The sequence below is a fragment of the Actinomycetospora callitridis genome, assembly GCF_028737265.1.
GTDB classification, from domain to species: domain Bacteria; phylum Actinomycetota; class Actinomycetes; order Mycobacteriales; family Pseudonocardiaceae; genus Actinomycetospora; species Actinomycetospora callitridis.
The window spans coordinates 85,594-100,051 of sequence record NZ_JAQZAK010000010.1 but is presented as its reverse complement, the minus strand read 5'-3'; the positions used below and the strand labels follow the sequence as shown (position 1 = coordinate 100,051).

Here is a 14,458-nt window from a genome sequence, read left to right as displayed (position 1 = left end):
AGCAGGGAGGAACGCGCGTGAGCTTCGGATCACGTCCGGTCCGGGTCGGGATCGTCGGTGCCGGCGGTCGGGGTCGTCTGCACGCTCGGAACGTCCTCCTGGCGGGCGGGACCGTGACGGCGATCGCCGAGCCGCGACGCGAGCGCCGCGCACGCCTGGCCGACGCCTGCGACGTCCCGGAGCAGGCCCGGTTCGCGCGGTGGACCGACCTCGCCGAGCGCGCGGACCTCCTCGACGTCGTCGTGATCGCGACCCAGGACAACGACCACGTCGACCCCGCCATCGCGTTCGCCGAGCGCGGCGTGCACCTGCTCGTCGAGAAGCCGATCGCCCCGGACGAGGCGGCCGCGCTGCGCGTCGCCGAGGTCGTGCGCCGGACCGGCGTCCTCTTCTCGATCTGCCACCCTCTGCGCTACGCGCCCTACACCGCGGCGCTCGTCGCGGCCCTGCGGGCGGGCCGGATCGGCGACCTCGTGTCGGTGCAGCACCTGGAACCGGTCGGGGCCTGGCACTTCGCCCACTCCTACGTGCGCGGGGAGTGGCGCCGGGAGGACCTCGCGTCGTCCCTGCTGCTCGCCAAGTGCTCGCACGACGTCGACCTGCTGACCCACCTCGTCGGCGCCCGCCCCACCCGCCTGTCCTCGTTCGGCCGGCTGAGCCACTTCCGGTCCGACAAGCAGCCCGAGGGTGCGTCGTCCCGCTGCCTGGACTGCGCGGTCGAGCCGACCTGCCCGTACTCGGCGCCGCGGCTCTACCGCTCGTGCCTGGGTGATCCGGAGTGGGAGCACCAGCTGCTCGGGGCCGTCACCGAGGTGCCGACGGCGGAGGCCCTCGACGAGGCGCTGCGCACCGGTCCCTACGGCCGGTGCGTCTACTGCTGCGACAACGACGTCGTCGACCACCAGGTCGTCGCGTTCGAGTTCGACAGCGGGATCACGGCCACGCACACCGTCACCGCGTTCTCGGATCTCGCGCCACGCCAGACCCGGGTGTTCGGCACCCACGGCGCGGTGGAGGGCGACGGCCACGCGCTGCGCTTCCACGACTTCCGGGCCCACCCCGGCCAGGCCGTCGAGACGATCACGCCCGGCGACGGCCGCCCGCCCCACCAGGAGGGCGACGAGGAGCTCGTGCGCGCCTTCCTGCGCGCCGTCGCCGACGACGACCCGTCCGCGGTGCTCACGGGTCTCGACGAGACGCTGACGAGCCATCGCATCGTCTGGGCGGCCGAGCGGTCGCGGCGATCCGGGGAGACGGTGACGCTGGACTGGGACCCCCTCGGCGACTCCGTCGGGGTCGGCCGATGAGGATCGGCGTCACCGTTCCCAACTTCGGCCCCGCCGCGACGGTCGACTCGCTGCGCGCGTGGGCCGCCCTGGTGGAGGACGCCGGGTTCGACTTCCTCATGGTCGGCGACCACGTCGCCGCGACCCCGGACGTCACCGCCGCCTACCCGGGCCCGTTCTGGGAGCCCCTGACGCTGCTGGGCTACCTCGCGGGCGTCACCCGGCGCGTCGAGCTGGGCACCACCGTCCTGGTGGTGCCGTACCGGGACCCGTTGCAGACGGCCCGCAGCCTCGCGGGACTCGACCAGCTCAGCGACGGGCGGCTGATCGTCGGCGTCGGCGTCGGGTGGGCACGCTCGGAGTTCGCGGCGCTCGGCATCGACCCGGGGCGTCGCGGGGAGATCACCGACGAGTACCTCGACGCGCTGCTCGCCCTGTGGAGCGACGACCTCGTGAGCTTCGCCGGGCGCCACGTCGCCTTCACCGACGTCGACACCCGCCCACGCCCGCACCGCCGGCCGCACCCGCCGCTGTGGATCGGCGGCAACGGCGACGCCGCCCGCCGGCGCGCCGTCCGGTGGGGCCAGGCCTGGCACCCCCTGCGCGTGCCCGCGGGCTGGCTGCGGACCGAGGGACTGCCGGCGCTGCGCCGCGCCGCGGACGAGGCCGGCCGGCCGGTGCCCGCGCTCGCCCCGCGGATCGTGCTGCACCCCTCCGACGAGCGCAGGCCGGACGCCGACCGCCTCGCCGGCGAGGGCCGTCCGGACCAGATCCGCGCCGACCTCGACGAGCTGCGGGACCTCGGGGCGACACACGTCCTGCTCGACACCCACCGCGACGCGACGACGGTCGGGCACGACCACGCGGCGGAGCGCGCGGTGCTCGAGGAGGCGGCGGGCTGGCTGCTGGGATGACCCGGCGTCAACCCCGCGCGGAGACCAGGTTCTCCCACGCGAGACGGCGGGCCTCGGCCAGCGCGCCCCACAGCGGCGCGGTCTCGCCGAGCGCGCCTGCGGTCACCGGCACCTCGCGCGGAGCGAGCTCCGCGACCGTGGCCTCGACGTGCGCGAGCAGGCCCGGCAGGAGGCCGACCGGCCCGCCGAGCACGACCAGCGCGGGGTCGACGGTTGCGCACACGGCGACGGCGGCCTCCCCGAGCGTGCGCCCGGCCTGCGCGAGCACCTCGGCGTCGAGGGTGTCCGCGGTCGCCCGCAGTCCCTGCGCCGCGATCTGCTCCCCGAAGCGGAAGCGGCCCGTGCCCTCGCCGAGCGGCAGGTAGCCGATCTCCCCCGCGAGCCCCCGCGCGCCGCGGACGAGCACGCCGTCGAGGACGAGCCCCATGCCGACGCTGTGCCGCTCGCCGACGTAGAGGTAGGCGAACGTGGACGTCCCGGACGCGGCCCCGTGGTCGCGCTCGGCGAGCGCCGCGAAGTTGACGTCGTTGTCGAGCACGATCATCGAGGGGTCGACGCCGCGGACGTCCTCGGTGCTCACCACGCCCGCGGGGAAGGCGGACTCCCGCAGCTCGACGACCCGCCCGGTGGCCGGGTCGACGGGGTTGGCGATCGACACCGCGACGGCCCGCACCGGGCGTCCGTGCCCGAGCCAGCGCTGGGCGAGCGTGTCGAGGACCTCGTGCAGGCGCGCCGCGACGACGTGCCCGTCCTCGGGCGGGTCGTGGTCGGACCGTTCCAGCGTGCGGCCGGTGAGGTCACCGACCGCGCTGCGCACGACCGTGCGGTTGATCTCGACGGCGACGACGACGCCCGTGCCCGGGGCCAGGTCGTAGAGCGTGGCGACAGCGCCGGGGACCCCGGAGCGCGGACCGACGGCGACGAGCACCGCGTCGGACTCCATGCGCCGCACGGCCTCGCTGATGGCCGGTGGGGAGATCGCGGTGCGGCGGGCCAGCTCGGCACGGGTGAGCGGGCCGTCCTCGGCGGCGAGGCAGTCGAGGATCGCGCGCTCGGTGGTGGCCCGGCGCAGTCCGCTGTGCGGCGACGTCGCCCGCGCCGCCGGATCCGGCTCGTCCATGCCACCTCCTGGGCGTAGGCGTGCAGGGTAGGCGCTGGTCACACCGCCGTGTCGTCCTCGCGGAAGACGAGGCCGAGCTGGTCTCCCGCCTCGGCGAGGACGCCCTGCACGGCGAGCGTGTCGTCCAGCGGCATCACCGTGCTCTCGGTGGCGCCGGAGCGCAGGCACTCGGTGACCTCGACGAGCTCGTGGTAGAGCCCGGAGCCGGTGGCGGGCAGCTCGATCCGCTCGCCCGGGTCGTTCGTGTCGTGGTGCAGGACGATCGTCGTCGGGTGGTGGAAGCGGGGGAGGACGTCGATCCAGCCCGTGGTGCCGAAGACCCGCGCCTGCCCGGGGGACGGGCTGTGGAACGACGTCTGCAGCGTCGCGTAGCGCCCGTCCTCCCAGGACAGCAGCATCGCGCCGTCGGCGTCGACGCCGGTGGTCTCCCGGGACGCGACGGCGTGGACGCGGTCCGGCGTGCCCAGCACCATCTGGGCGAACGACACGGGGTAGACGCCCAGGTCGAGCAGCGCGCCCCCGCCCAGCTCGAGGGAGAAGAGGCGGTCGGTCGGGTCGACGTCGCGCACCGTGCCGAGGTCGGCCTGCACCGACCGGGGCTCGCCGATCTCGCCCTGCGCGATCAGTTCACGCATCCGCACCACGGCGGGCTGGAAGCGGGTCCACATCGCCTCCATCGCGAACACGCCCTGGGTGCGTGCGGTGTCGACCACCCGCCAGGCCCCGGCCAGCGTGGCCGTGAACGTCTTCTCGACCAGGACGGCCTTGCCGGCCTCGAGGCACGCCACCGCGAGCGCGGCGTGCTGGGGGTGCGGCGTCGCGAGGTAGACGACGTCGACCTCCGGGTCGTCGACGAGGGCGCGGTAGCTGCCGTGCGCGCGCACGTCGGCACCGCCGTGGTCGTCGGCGAAGACCCGGGCGCGTTCCTCCGAGCGGGAGCCGACCGCGACGAGGGGCGCACCCTCGACCAGGGCCAGGTCCTGGGCGACCTTCGCGGCGATGCGGCCGGGTCCCGCGATGCCCCAGCGGATGTCCTGCATGGGGCTCACTGTGTCAGGACCCCGGACGGGCCAGGAGGTCGACGTCCCGCGCGGTCCCCGAGACCACCAGGACGCCGTCCTCGGCGCGCAGCTCCGTCGCGGAGATGGAGAACGGGAGCTCGCCGGGGTCGACGCTGGTGGAGAAGCCCGACAGCCGCGCTCGCAGGGCGCTCGCCGCGACCTGTCCGGCCGCGCCCTCGCCGCCCTCGGCGCGGATGTCGCGGGCCGAGAGGGTGATGCGCCCGCCGGAGAGCCGGAACGACGCGATGACCGCGACCTGCACCTGCTGGCCCTGCACGGTCGTCGACGACGTGAGGCGCACCGACGACGCCGGGTCCACGTCGGCCAGCGCCTCGCTGCTGCCCGAGGCGCCGGAGTCGTCGGCCTCGGCCTCGGAGCGCAGGCGCTCGAGGTCGGCCTCGGTCAGCGGCTCGATGGTCAGGTCGCCGACGTCGAGCAGCCGGGCGAGGTCGGTGGGGTTGACCCGCGCCGCCGCGGTGACCTGCCGGGCGGGGATCTCGCGGACCTGCCCGTTCACCAGGTTCTCCAGCGGCAGGGACACCCCGGAGAGGTCCGCGGTCAGTGTGAGGTCGCGCAGCTCGCCGTAGCGGATGCCCGGCGCCGAGAGCCCGACGTCGTCGTAGGTCCCGTCGAGGGCCTGGGTGAGGAACGGGAAGCCGCGGATCTCGACGTCCGGCGACTGCGGCAGGGCCAGCGAGCTCTGCAGGGCCACCCCCACGCGGTCCTCGGCGACCCACCGGGCCGCGAAGTCGATACCGACCAGCACGGCGACGATCACGACCAGGGCGATCAGCAGTCCGCGCACGCCCGACACCGTGTCATCAGCCGTCGACGACGCGGTCGGGCGGGGCCGGGGCCGGACGGATGCCGGGCGGTCGGCGTCGGGCGCCCGCGCGGCCGGTGGGCGTCGCTGCGCCGATCGGCCTGACTCCGGCCCGATCCCCGCGTGATCCGCGTGTCGATCGAGGCCGTCGGGCACCAGGGAGCGTTCCTGACGTCTCGAGCACCCGGGACGGCATCCGGCACGACGATGGGGAGGCGCATGACCTCCGAGAAGCACGGCCAGGCATCACCGACGGTGTCCGACGCCGTCGCGACATGGTTCGACGACGTGTTCCGCATCTACGGCGAGGTGGTGGACTCGCAGCGGCGCCTCGCCGTCGCGCTCGTCCACGCGTCCTCGCCGGTGCTCGACGTGGGGGAGCGGGCGAGCGAGAAGGCCGCGGCGGGCGCCGAGCGCCTGTCCGCGACGGTGCAGGCGCGGCGGCAGGCCCCGGATCGCACCGTGGCGCCGGCACCGGTCGCACCGCCGCCGGCGGGTGGCTCCGGCGACCAGGGGGACGACGAAGCGCTCCCGGCGTCCCGGGAGGACGTCGCCGGGCGGGAGGGCGACGCGACCCCGCGCGGGGACGAGGGTTCCGGAGACGAGGAGCCGAGGGACGAGAGCTCCGCAGACGAGAGTTCTGCCGACGAGGGCTCCAGGGAGGCGAGTTCCGGGGATGTGATCTCCGGCGACGAGGGCTCCGGCGACGAGGGCTCCGGCGACGAGGGCTCCGGCGACGAGGAGATCGCCGACGTCACCGCGTCCGAGGCGGAGGCCGCCGGCGCGCAGGAGGCCGACACCGACGTCGCGGTCCCGACGGGGGGCGGCGAGGACGACGTGGACGCCGAGGCCACCGCCGTGTTCGACGTCGACGTGCCGGAGGACGTCGACGTCCCGGAGGAGACCGGCACCGGGACCGCGGAGGTCGCCGCGCCGGTGGACGTCGACATCCCGGAGGAGACCGGCACCGGGACCGCGGAGGTCGCCGCGCCGGAGGACGTCGACGTTCCGGTCGACACCGACACCGACACCGACACCGACACCGACACCGACACCGGGGCCGACGCCGGGACCGACGCCGGGACCGACGCCGGGGCCGACGCCGGGACCGACGCCGGGACCGACGCCGGGACCGACGCCGGGACCGACACCGGGACCGACGGCGACGGCGCGGGCGGGGACGCCCGGGAGCGCGACAGGACGCCGCGGCGATCGAACGGCGACGACGCGGACAGCTCCGGGCGGCGCCGGGCCACCGGCACCCGGAAGACCTCCGGGGGCTCCCGGCCGGCGCGGCGGACGACGTCGACCTCGGGCGCGTCGAGCGGGCGCGGGACCTCCCGCTGATCCGGCGGTGCCGTCCCGGCCGACCGCCGGGGCGGCACCGCAGCGCGGACCGGACGCACGAACGCCGGCCGGGCCACGAGGGTCCGGCCGGCGTCGCCGCTGGTCAGCGGGTGCGGAGGATACGGGATTTGAACCCGTGAGGGTGTTGAGCCCTACACGATTTCCAATCGTGCGCCTTAGGCCGCTCGGCCAATCCTCCGCCCGGGACGATACAGCCCGGCGGGAGGCGCCGAGGGGGTCGGGGCGGGCCTCGCGTGCGGATCGACCGGCTTCGTTACACTGGGCCACGGACCCCGCGCGGCGTCCATCCTGTGAACTCCCCCAGGGCCGGAAGGCAGCAAGGGTCAGCGGGCTCTGGCGGGTGCGCGGGGTCCCCTTCATCTCCCCTCCGGCGACGTCGGGGGGCCCGCGTAGCCTCGGGCTCGTGGCTCTGGCGCTCTACCGCAGGTACCGGCCGGCGACGTTCGCCGAGGTGGTCGGTCAGGAGCACGTCACCGATCCGCTGCGCACGGCGCTGGCCGCCGGCCGGATCAACCACGCCTACCTCTTCTCCGGGCCGCGGGGCTGCGGCAAGACGTCCAGCGCGCGCATCCTCGCCCGCTCGCTGAACTGCGAGCAGGGTCCGACGCCCGACCCGTGTGGCGTCTGCGAGTCCTGCATCGCGCTCGCCCCGAACGGCCCCGGCTCGCTCGACGTCACCGAGATGGACGCCGCGAGCCACAACGGCGTCGACGACGCCCGCGAGCTGCGCGACCGCGCCCACTTCGCGCCGGTGAGCTCCCGCTACCGCGTCTTCATCATCGACGAGGCGCACATGGTCACCACGGCGGCGTTCAACGCGCTGCTCAAGGTGGTCGAGGAGCCGCCCGAGCACCTGATCTTCATCTTCGCGACCACCGAGCCGGACAAGGTGCTCACCACCATCCGCTCGCGCACCCACCACTACCCGTTCCGCCTGCTGCCGCCCAGCACGCTGCGCGGGCTCCTCGAGCGCATCTGCACCGAGGAGGGCGTGACGGTCGAGCCGGCCGTCTATCCGCTCGTGGTGCGCGCCGGCGGCGGGTCCGCCCGCGACTCCCTCTCGGTGCTCGACCAGCTGCTGGCCGGCGCCGGCGAGGAGGGTGTCACCTACGCCCACGCGGTGGGGCTGCTCGGGGTCACCGACGTCGCGATCCTCGACGACGTCGTCGACGCGCTCGGGGCCGGCGACGGGCCCGCCGTGTTCGGGGCGGTCGACCGGCTCGTCGAGGCGGGGCACGACCCGCGGCGCTTCGCCGCCGACCTGCTGCAGCGCCTGCGCGACCTCATCCTCGTCCAGGCCGTCCCCGACGCGGGGGAGCGCGGTCTCGTCGACGTCCCCGCCGACGAGATGGAGCGGATGGTCGACCAGGCGCAGCGCCTCGGCCCCGCAGCACTGGCCCGCCACGCCGAGCTCGTGCACACCGCGCTCACCGAGATGCGCGGGGCGACGGCCGCCCGGCTGCTGCTCGAGCTGGTCTGCGCCCGCATGCTGCTGCCCGCCGCCTCGTCGGCCGACGCGGCGATGATCCAGCGCCTCGAGGGCGTCGAGCGGCGCCTCGCCGTGGGCGCGCCCGGCCCGTCCGACGACACGTCCTCCCGCTTCAGCCGGCCGTCGCAGCGGTCCGATGAGGAAGCTCCTCCGCGCGCCGGCGAGCTCGACGCCACCGTCGTCCCGCCCACCGACCGGCCGACGGCCACCGTCGCGGCCCGCGACGAGCCGCCGCGCGACGCTCCGCGGGAGCGCCCGCAGTCGGCGCCCCAGCGCCCGGCCGCCCAGGAGCGTCCCGCGGCCTCCGAGCGCCCCGCGGCCCCGGAGCCCCGGCAGGCGCCCGAGCCCGAGCCGACCCCGGAGCCCCAGCGCGCCCCGGCGGCCGCCGGGGCGCTCGACGCCGCGGCACTGCGCCGGGTCTGGCCCGAGGTGATGACCCAGGTCCGCGAGCGCAACAAGCCCACCCACGCGCTGCTCCAGAACGCGACGGTGACGGCGGTCGAGGGCACGACGATCACGCTCGGCATGCCGACGCCCCCGCTCGCGCGCCAGCTCTCCCAGCCCAACCGCGCCGACCACGTCGCCGCGGCGCTCGGGGCCGTGCTCTCGGGGCAGTGGACCGTGCAGGCGGTGCACGGCACAGGCGGGGGAGACGGCGGCGGTGGCGGCGGCGCACGGGGCGGCGGACGCCCGGAGCAGACCCGTCAGCGCCCCGACCCGCCGCGGCGTCCCGAGCGGCCCCAGCGCCCGGAGCAGCCGCCACGGGCGGACGCTCCTCCCGCCGAGGCTCCCGCCCGCGGTGGCTCGGGCGACGCCCCGCCGGCCCGGCGCCCCGCGCCGCCGTCGGACATCCCGCCCCCTCCGGAGCCGCCCGAGGATGGTTCGGACGAGCACGCCGATAGGGTCTCCGAGGAGGACATGTACGCCGAGGCCGCCGCCGACCCGGGCGGCACCGCGGGCGGCGCGCGCGTCGACCCCGAGGAGGCGGCCATGGAGCTGCTGACCTCGCAGCTCGGCGCGCGGCGCGTCGACGGCCGCTAGCGAGCCGCCACGGGGTGCGGGGCCGGGTCCAGCAGGCGGACCCCGATCACCGCGAGGCCGACCGCGAGCACGAGGCCGCCCGCGGAGGCGACGTCGAGGGCGATCCGCTCGCCGAACCACGCGACACCGACGACCGTGGCGGTCAGCGGGTCGGCGAGCAGGATCGTGGTGACGACGGGCCCGGCGCGCCGGGCGCGGGCGAGTGCCCGCTGGCTGAGCACGAAGGACGCCGGTCCGACGAGCACCAGCAGGATCGCCGCGAGCACCAGCGGCGGATCGGCGAGGACCGCTCCCCGGTCGGTGGCCACGGCACGGGCGAGCACCGCCAGCAGCGACGCCGCCACCCCGTAGCCCACCCCGCAGGCGAGGGCGAAGCCCACGGCGCCGGGCGGGCCGGGAGTTCGGCGCGCCCACCCGAGACCCGCGGCGACGAGCACGGCGGCACCGGCGAGCGTCGCGAGGACGGTGGGGGAGGCCAGGTCGACGGTCGTCGCGCCCGACCCGGTGGTGCCGAGGAGGACGACGACCAGCAGCGGGCCGGTCACGGCGAGCACGACGCCCAGCACCACGCCCCGCGACGGCCGGCGGCGCTCGAGGACGGCCTCGCCGACCGCGGTCCACGCGACCGCGGTCGCGACCAGCGCCTGGACGACGACCACGGCACCGTCGGTCAGGGCGGCGGCCTGCAGCAGGCTCGCGAGGACCGAGGCGCCGGTGCCGGCGAGCCACCACGGGCGGCCGAGCAGCCGGTGGTCGGCCCCGCCGAGCTCGTGGGCCGCGCGCTGCTGGGCCACCACCGCCGTCCCGGCCGCGAGGGCCGAGCCGAGGGCGAAGACCTCGGCGGGCACGCCGTCCTCACCCCACCGCTGCGAGTTCCGTGTCCGGCGCGAGCGCACCCGCGTACCGGGCGACGACGGCCGACGCGTCGCGCTCCTCGGTCCACCACGGGCGCGGCGGGCGGCGGCGCGCGGGCCGCGCGCCGTGACGGTCCACGGCGTCGACGAGCTCGTCGGGCTCGCGCAGCCAGGGCGCGAGCCCCGCCGCGTCGAGCACCGCGGCGTTGGCGCGCCCGTGTCCGGGGATCGGCCGGTAGGTGACGGCGGGCAGGCCCGCGACCAGGGCCTCGGTGCACGAGAGCCCGCCCGCGTTGTGCACGAGCAGGTCGGCGGCGGTCATGAGCTCGGGGACGTCGTCGCGCCAGCCGAGCGTCACGACGCGCTCCCGCCCGGCCAGACGCGCCCGCAGCCGGGCATTGCGCCCGCAGGCGACGACCGCCCAGGCCCGCGGATGGCGCCCCAGCGCGTCGACGGTGTCCTCCACGTCGCCCATGCCCAGCGAGCCGGTCACGAGGAGCGCGGTGGGGGCGTCGCCGGGCACGCCGAGCTCGTCCCGCACCCGCGCTCGGGTGGTGACGGGCATCGGACGCGAGAAGCGCGGCGCGCACAGCGGCCCGACGCTGCGCAGGGCGACGCCGTAGCGCGCGCCGTCGGCGGCGGTCGCCTCGGTGACCGTGAGGTGCTCGTCGAGCCCCGGGTGGCACCAGAGGCGGTGCGCGGCGGGGTCGGTGAGGTAGGTCAGCGTCGGGACCGCGAGCCGGCCGTCGGCGCGCAGCCCGCCCAGGGTCCGGCCGGCGAGCGGGTAGGTCGTGACGACGGCGTCGGCGCCGCGCGCCGCGTCGAGCACCGGCCGCTCGGCCACCGTGATCAGACGCTGTGTGACGAGGCTGGCCGGGCGTCGCGGGTGCTCGAGGTCGGTGAAGAGGCGGTCGAACAGGGCCGGCGTGCGATGCACGGTCGGCGCGTACAGGTCCCGCAGCGCGCGACGGCCCCACACCGGGAGCAGGTCGGTCCAGTCGAGCACGTCGGCGGCGACGCCGCGACGGTCGAGCCGCCGCACGAGCTCGCGGGCGGCGCCGTCGTGACCCTGGCCGATCGAGGCGCTGAGCACGAGCACGCGGGGTCGCGGGGAGACGGAGCGCAGCGGCGTCCGACCCGTGTCGCTGGGGGTGACCACGCCGCCACCCCAACCGAGGAGTCGGGGCAGGGGATGAACGCGCGGTGAGCAGTGCCCGGAGATCGGATGGCGGTCGCGGTCAGCCCAGGGCGCGGCCCAGGAACGCGACGGCCCGGGGGTAGGCGTCGAGCCGGTTGGCGCGCTTGGCCAGCCCGTGGCCCTCGTCGTCGTAGACCACCATCTCCACCTCGACGCCGTTCGCCCGTACCGCCGCGGCCACCTGCTCGGCCTCGGAGAGCGGCACCCGCGGGTCGTTCGCGCCGTGGATGACGAACAACGGCGCACGCACGTCGCCGATGCGCGTCAGCGGCGACGCGCGCTCGAGGAACGCGCGGTCGCGCTCCAGCGAGCCGTACTCCCGCTCGCGGTGGGCGCGCCGGTAGGGCGAGGTGTTCTCCAGGAACGTCACGAGCGACGAGATGCCGACGATGTCGACGCCCGCCGCCCACAGCTCGGGCTGGAAGGCCAGCCCGGCGAGCACCATGTAGCCGCCGTACGAGCCGCCCCACAGCGCCGCCCGCGCGGGGTCGAGCCCGAGGCGGGGGAGGTAGGCGTGCAGGGCGGCGAGGTCGGCGACGGAGTCGAGGCGCAGCTCGACGTCGTCGAGCGAGTACCAGCGTTTCCCGTAGCCCACCGAGCCGCGCACGTTCGGCACGAGCACGGTGTGCCCGGCGCCGACCAGGGCCTGGACGATCGGCGAGAACGCGCGCACCGACTGCCCCTCGGGCCCGCCGTGCACGATCGTCACGCTCGACCCCGACGGCTGCGCGGGCGCGTAGACGAAGCACGGCACGGTCTCGCCGTCCGGCGTCGGCACGCCGTGGCTGGTGGGGGCGGCGAGGTCGAGGTCCGCCAGCGGCTCGCGGGACGAGGCCACCACGCCGGAGCGGCCGCGCGCGGCGTCGACGAGCAGGACGTCGGCCGGGGTCGCGGGGTCGGTCCACGTGATCGCGAGCCCGGTGCCGTCGGGCGACCAGCGCGGCACGGCGAGGAAGTCGGCGACCCCGCCGCGCAGCTCGGCGGGCAGGCCGACCGCGTGCCGGAAGGTGCCGTCGACGTCGTGGACGGCGAGCCGGCTCGTGCCGTCGTCGTCGGTCACCACCAGCAGCGTCTCGCCGTCCGGGGACAGCCGGGCGGTGACGTCGTGCTCGTCGTCGGTCACCAGCCAGGTCAGCTGGCCGCTGCGGACGTCGAGCCGGGCGACGCCGAGGTGGTCGCGCCCGGAGTCCGTGGTGATCACCGCCGCCTCGCCCCGGGGCAGCCACTGCGGCCCGAGGTAGCGGGCGTGCTCCCCGGCGTCGGTGAGCTCGGTGGTCGTGTCGCCGGCGAGCAGCAGCACCTGCGAGCTCAGCGCCGGACGTCCGGGCCGCGTCATCAGCGCGCGCGTGCCGTCGTGGCTCACCGCGGCGCCGCCGACCATCCCGCCGCCGTCGTAGAGGACGGTCTCGGTGCCGTCGCCGACGCGGCGGACGACGAGGTCGAAGTCGACGCCGTTGCGCCGGTTCGTCGTGTAGACGACCTCGCCGGTCGGGAGGACCTCGACGAGACCGTGGATGTACGCGGGGTCGTGCACGAGCGGGACGAGCCCGTCCTCGCCGACCGGCTCGGTCACGGCGTCCGGGTCGAGCAGCGAGAGCTGGGCACGCTCGTCGCCGCCGGCGTCGTGGGAGACGACGACGCGCCGCGTGCCCGGCAGGTACCGCCCGTGGCAGGCGCCCGACAGGGCCGTGAGGGGAACCCGGCTTCCGTCGGGACGCAGCTCGATGAGCTGCACCGTCCCGGACCCGTCGTACCCCGCGAGGATGCGGCCCTGGGCGTCCACGTCGAAGGCGCGCCAGGTGGTGACCTCGAGGAGGCGGTGCAGCAGATCGGTCGTCTCGTCCATCGGGAGGCAGCCTGCCTGCCCACGCGCTCCGCGGCGACCACGGGCACGCGGTTAGGGTGGTGATGTGCAACCCGGTCAGAACCCTGAAGGCATGGACATGGGCGCGCTGCTGCAGCAGGCGCAGGCGATGCAGGAGCAGCTGATGTCCGCCCAGGCGGAGCTGGCCGAGGCCGAGGTCACGGGCCAGGCGGGCAACGGCCTGGTCACCGTCACCCAGACCGCCACCGGCGAGGTCCGCTCCGTGAGGATCGACCCGAAGGTCGTCGACCCGGACGACGTCGAGACGCTGCAGGACCTCATCGTCGGCGCGATCGCCGACGCCGCGCAGGCCGCGGCCGAGCTGCAGGCCGAGAAGATGGGCCCGCTCGCCGGTGGGCTCGGGGACATGGGCGGCGGGCTGGGCCTGCCGGGTCAGTAGGTTCGTCGGGTGTTCGAGGGACCGGTCCAAGACCTGATCGACGAGCTGGGCCGCCTGCCCGGCATCGGTCCCAAGAGCGCCCAGCGCATCGCCTTCCACCTCCTCGCCACCGAGGAGGCTGACGTGACGCGCCTGCAGGAGGCCCTGCAGAAGGTCAAGGTCGGTGTCGTCTTCTGCGACGTCTGCGGCAACGTCTCCGAGCAGCCCCGCTGCCGCATCTGCAGCGATGCCCGGCGCGACGCGACGGTGGTCTGCGTCGTCGAGGAGCCCAAGGACGTCATGGCGGTGGAGCGCACCCGCGAGTTCCGCGGTCGCTACCACGTCCTGGGCGGGGCGCTCGATCCGCTCTCGGGCATCGGCCCCGATCAGCTGCGCGTCCGTGAGCTGCTCACCCGCATCGGCGGCGCCGGCGACGAGCCGGAGATCGCCGAGGTCATCCTGGCCATGGACCCGAACACCGAGGGCGAGGCCACGGCCACCTACCTCGTGCGCCTGCTGCGCGACTTCCCGGGGCTCAGCGTCACCAAGCTGGCCTCCGGCCTCCCCATGGGCGGCGACCTCGAGTTCGCCGACGAGCTCACGCTCGGTCGGGCCCTCGCAGGTCGCCGCGCCTTCTAGTCCTCGTCCGGCTCCTGGCCACCGCGTCTCGCTGCCTCGAGTCGCCGGCGCCCCCGCCTGTACTCCTCGAGGTCCAGCCGGTGCACACGACGACGCGTGGCTTCGCGATGCACGGACATGCCGATGAGCACCCCGATGACGAACAGGGTCCAGAAGACGATCATCAGAACGATGATCGTCATCGCGGTCATGTCGGCCCGCGGACGGCTCCGCGACGGCGCCCTGAGCGCTCGTTCCTCGATCCGGTCATAAGGGTGTGCCTCCTCCGGGTCGCTTCAGTGGGAGACCGAGGGCTGCCCGTCCCCCCACGTCTGAGAGTGCGGCATGCCATCCCGTCGCACAAGTGCCATGTGCAATTGCACTATGAGGATGCGTGACGTAATCGCTCCAGAGGTCTACCGTGGCTCCAGGAGGGCTGACGG

13 protein-coding genes, 1 tRNA gene and 1 other RNA gene are annotated in these 14,458 nt (G+C 75.7%); 7 read left to right on the top strand and 8 right to left on the bottom strand.

From position 1 onward, the window contains the following. The first annotated feature begins 17 nt into the window (after positions 1-17). Positions 18-1,307: a Gfo/Idh/MocA family protein gene (locus tag PH191_RS24780; protein WP_274197291.1), complete on the top strand. Its 1,290-nt coding sequence runs from the start codon at positions 18-20 to the stop codon at positions 1,305-1,307. Beyond that, positions 1,304-2,200 carry a TIGR03619 family F420-dependent LLM class oxidoreductase gene (locus PH191_RS24775; protein ID WP_274197290.1) on the top strand — a complete coding sequence of 299 codons (897 nt, stop codon included), beginning with the start codon at positions 1,304-1,306 and terminating at the stop codon, positions 2,198-2,200. Before PH191_RS24780 ends, PH191_RS24775 begins: the two co-directional genes overlap by 4 nt. 7 nt (positions 2,201-2,207) lie before the next feature. Here PH191_RS24775 and PH191_RS24770 read toward each other — a convergent pair whose 3' ends face one another. From PH191_RS24770 to PH191_RS24760, 3 genes are read right to left on the bottom strand one after another with little or no spacing between them, the layout of a single operon-like run. Beyond that, complete coding sequence (locus PH191_RS24770) at positions 2,208-3,320, bottom strand: ROK family transcriptional regulator (protein ID WP_274197289.1); 1,113 nt, start codon at positions 3,318-3,320, stop codon at positions 2,208-2,210. Positions 3,321-3,358: 38 nt separating this feature from the next. Next, complete coding sequence (locus tag PH191_RS24765; RefSeq protein WP_274197288.1) at positions 3,359-4,360, bottom strand: Gfo/Idh/MocA family protein; 1,002 nt, start codon at positions 4,358-4,360, stop codon at positions 3,359-3,361. Between the two features lie 13 nt (positions 4,361-4,373). Beyond that, entirely contained in the window at positions 4,374-5,186 is an 813-nt protein-coding gene (locus PH191_RS24760) for an LmeA family phospholipid-binding protein (protein ID WP_274197287.1), read from the bottom strand. 237 nt (positions 5,187-5,423) lie between these two features. Between PH191_RS24760 and PH191_RS24755 the strand changes: the two genes are divergently transcribed. Next, complete coding sequence (locus tag PH191_RS24755; protein WP_274197286.1) at positions 5,424-6,551, top strand: hypothetical protein; 1,128 nt, start codon at positions 5,424-5,426, stop codon at positions 6,549-6,551. 113 nt (positions 6,552-6,664) lie between these two features. On the opposite strand, the gene PH191_RS24750 is transcribed toward PH191_RS24755, so the two are convergent. Further along, a tRNA-Ser gene (locus tag PH191_RS24750) sits at positions 6,665-6,750 on the bottom strand. An 86-nt stretch (positions 6,751-6,836) separates the two neighbouring features. Between PH191_RS24750 and ffs the strand changes: the two genes are divergently transcribed. Then, positions 6,837-6,931, top strand: an RNA gene (gene ffs / locus PH191_RS24745) — signal recognition particle sRNA small type. A gap of 44 nt (positions 6,932-6,975) precedes the next feature. Then, on the top strand, positions 6,976-9,102 hold the full coding sequence (locus tag PH191_RS24740; protein WP_274197285.1) for a DNA polymerase III subunit gamma and tau: 2,127 nt from the start codon (positions 6,976-6,978) through the stop codon (positions 9,100-9,102). Here the strand turns inward: PH191_RS24740 and PH191_RS24735 are convergent. The 3 genes from PH191_RS24735 to PH191_RS24725 form a co-directional block, all read right to left on the bottom strand. Next, positions 9,099-9,950 carry a DMT family transporter gene (locus PH191_RS24735; RefSeq protein WP_274197284.1) on the bottom strand — a complete coding sequence of 284 codons (852 nt, stop codon included), beginning with the start codon at positions 9,948-9,950 and terminating at the stop codon, positions 9,099-9,101. The two genes, PH191_RS24740 and PH191_RS24735, sit on opposite strands and share 4 nt — an antisense overlap. A 7-nt stretch (positions 9,951-9,957) precedes the next feature. Then, complete coding sequence (locus PH191_RS24730; protein WP_274197283.1) at positions 9,958-11,115, bottom strand: MGDG synthase family glycosyltransferase; 1,158 nt, start codon at positions 11,113-11,115, stop codon at positions 9,958-9,960. 79 nt (positions 11,116-11,194) lie between these two features. Continuing rightward, positions 11,195-13,000, bottom strand: coding sequence for an alpha/beta fold hydrolase (locus tag PH191_RS24725; RefSeq protein WP_274197282.1), 1,806 nt, complete (start codon positions 12,998-13,000; stop codon positions 11,195-11,197). 97 nt (positions 13,001-13,097) lie between these two features. Here PH191_RS24725 and PH191_RS24720 point away from each other — a divergent pair, with 97 nt between their 5' ends. Beyond that, positions 13,098-13,418, top strand: coding sequence for a YbaB/EbfC family nucleoid-associated protein (locus tag PH191_RS24720; RefSeq protein ID WP_274188719.1), 321 nt, complete (start codon positions 13,098-13,100; stop codon positions 13,416-13,418). A 9-nt stretch (positions 13,419-13,427) separates the two neighbouring features. After that, complete coding sequence (recR, locus tag PH191_RS24715) at positions 13,428-14,036, top strand: recombination mediator RecR (RefSeq protein ID WP_274188664.1); 609 nt, start codon at positions 13,428-13,430, stop codon at positions 14,034-14,036. On the opposite strand, the gene PH191_RS24710 is transcribed toward recR, so the two are convergent. Next, the gene (locus tag PH191_RS24710; protein WP_274197281.1) at positions 14,033-14,218 is read right to left on the bottom strand and encodes a hypothetical protein; all 186 of its coding nucleotides are present in this window, start codon (positions 14,216-14,218) and stop codon (positions 14,033-14,035) included. The genes recR and PH191_RS24710 overlap by 4 nt on opposite strands. Positions 14,219-14,458: the final 240 nt, after the last annotated feature.

Coding starts and splice junctions, on each gene's coding strand:
- PH191_RS24720 (WP_274188719.1), top strand. CDS start 13,098: ATGGGCGCGCTGCTGCAGCAGGCGCAGGCGATGCAGGAGCAGCTGATG.
- PH191_RS24765 (WP_274197288.1), bottom strand. CDS start 4,360: ATGCAGGACATCCGCTGGGGCATCGCGGGACCCGGCCGCATCGCCGCG.
- PH191_RS24725 (WP_274197282.1), bottom strand. CDS start 13,000: ATGGACGAGACGACCGATCTGCTGCACCGCCTCCTCGAGGTCACCACC.
- PH191_RS24775 (WP_274197290.1), top strand. CDS start 1,304: ATGAGGATCGGCGTCACCGTTCCCAACTTCGGCCCCGCCGCGACGGTC.
- PH191_RS24710 (WP_274197281.1), bottom strand. CDS start 14,218: ATGACGATCATCGTTCTGATGATCGTCTTCTGGACCCTGTTCGTCATC.
- PH191_RS24770 (WP_274197289.1), bottom strand. CDS start 3,320: ATGGACGAGCCGGATCCGGCGGCGCGGGCGACGTCGCCGCACAGCGGA.
- PH191_RS24755 (WP_274197286.1), top strand. CDS start 5,424: ATGACCTCCGAGAAGCACGGCCAGGCATCACCGACGGTGTCCGACGCC.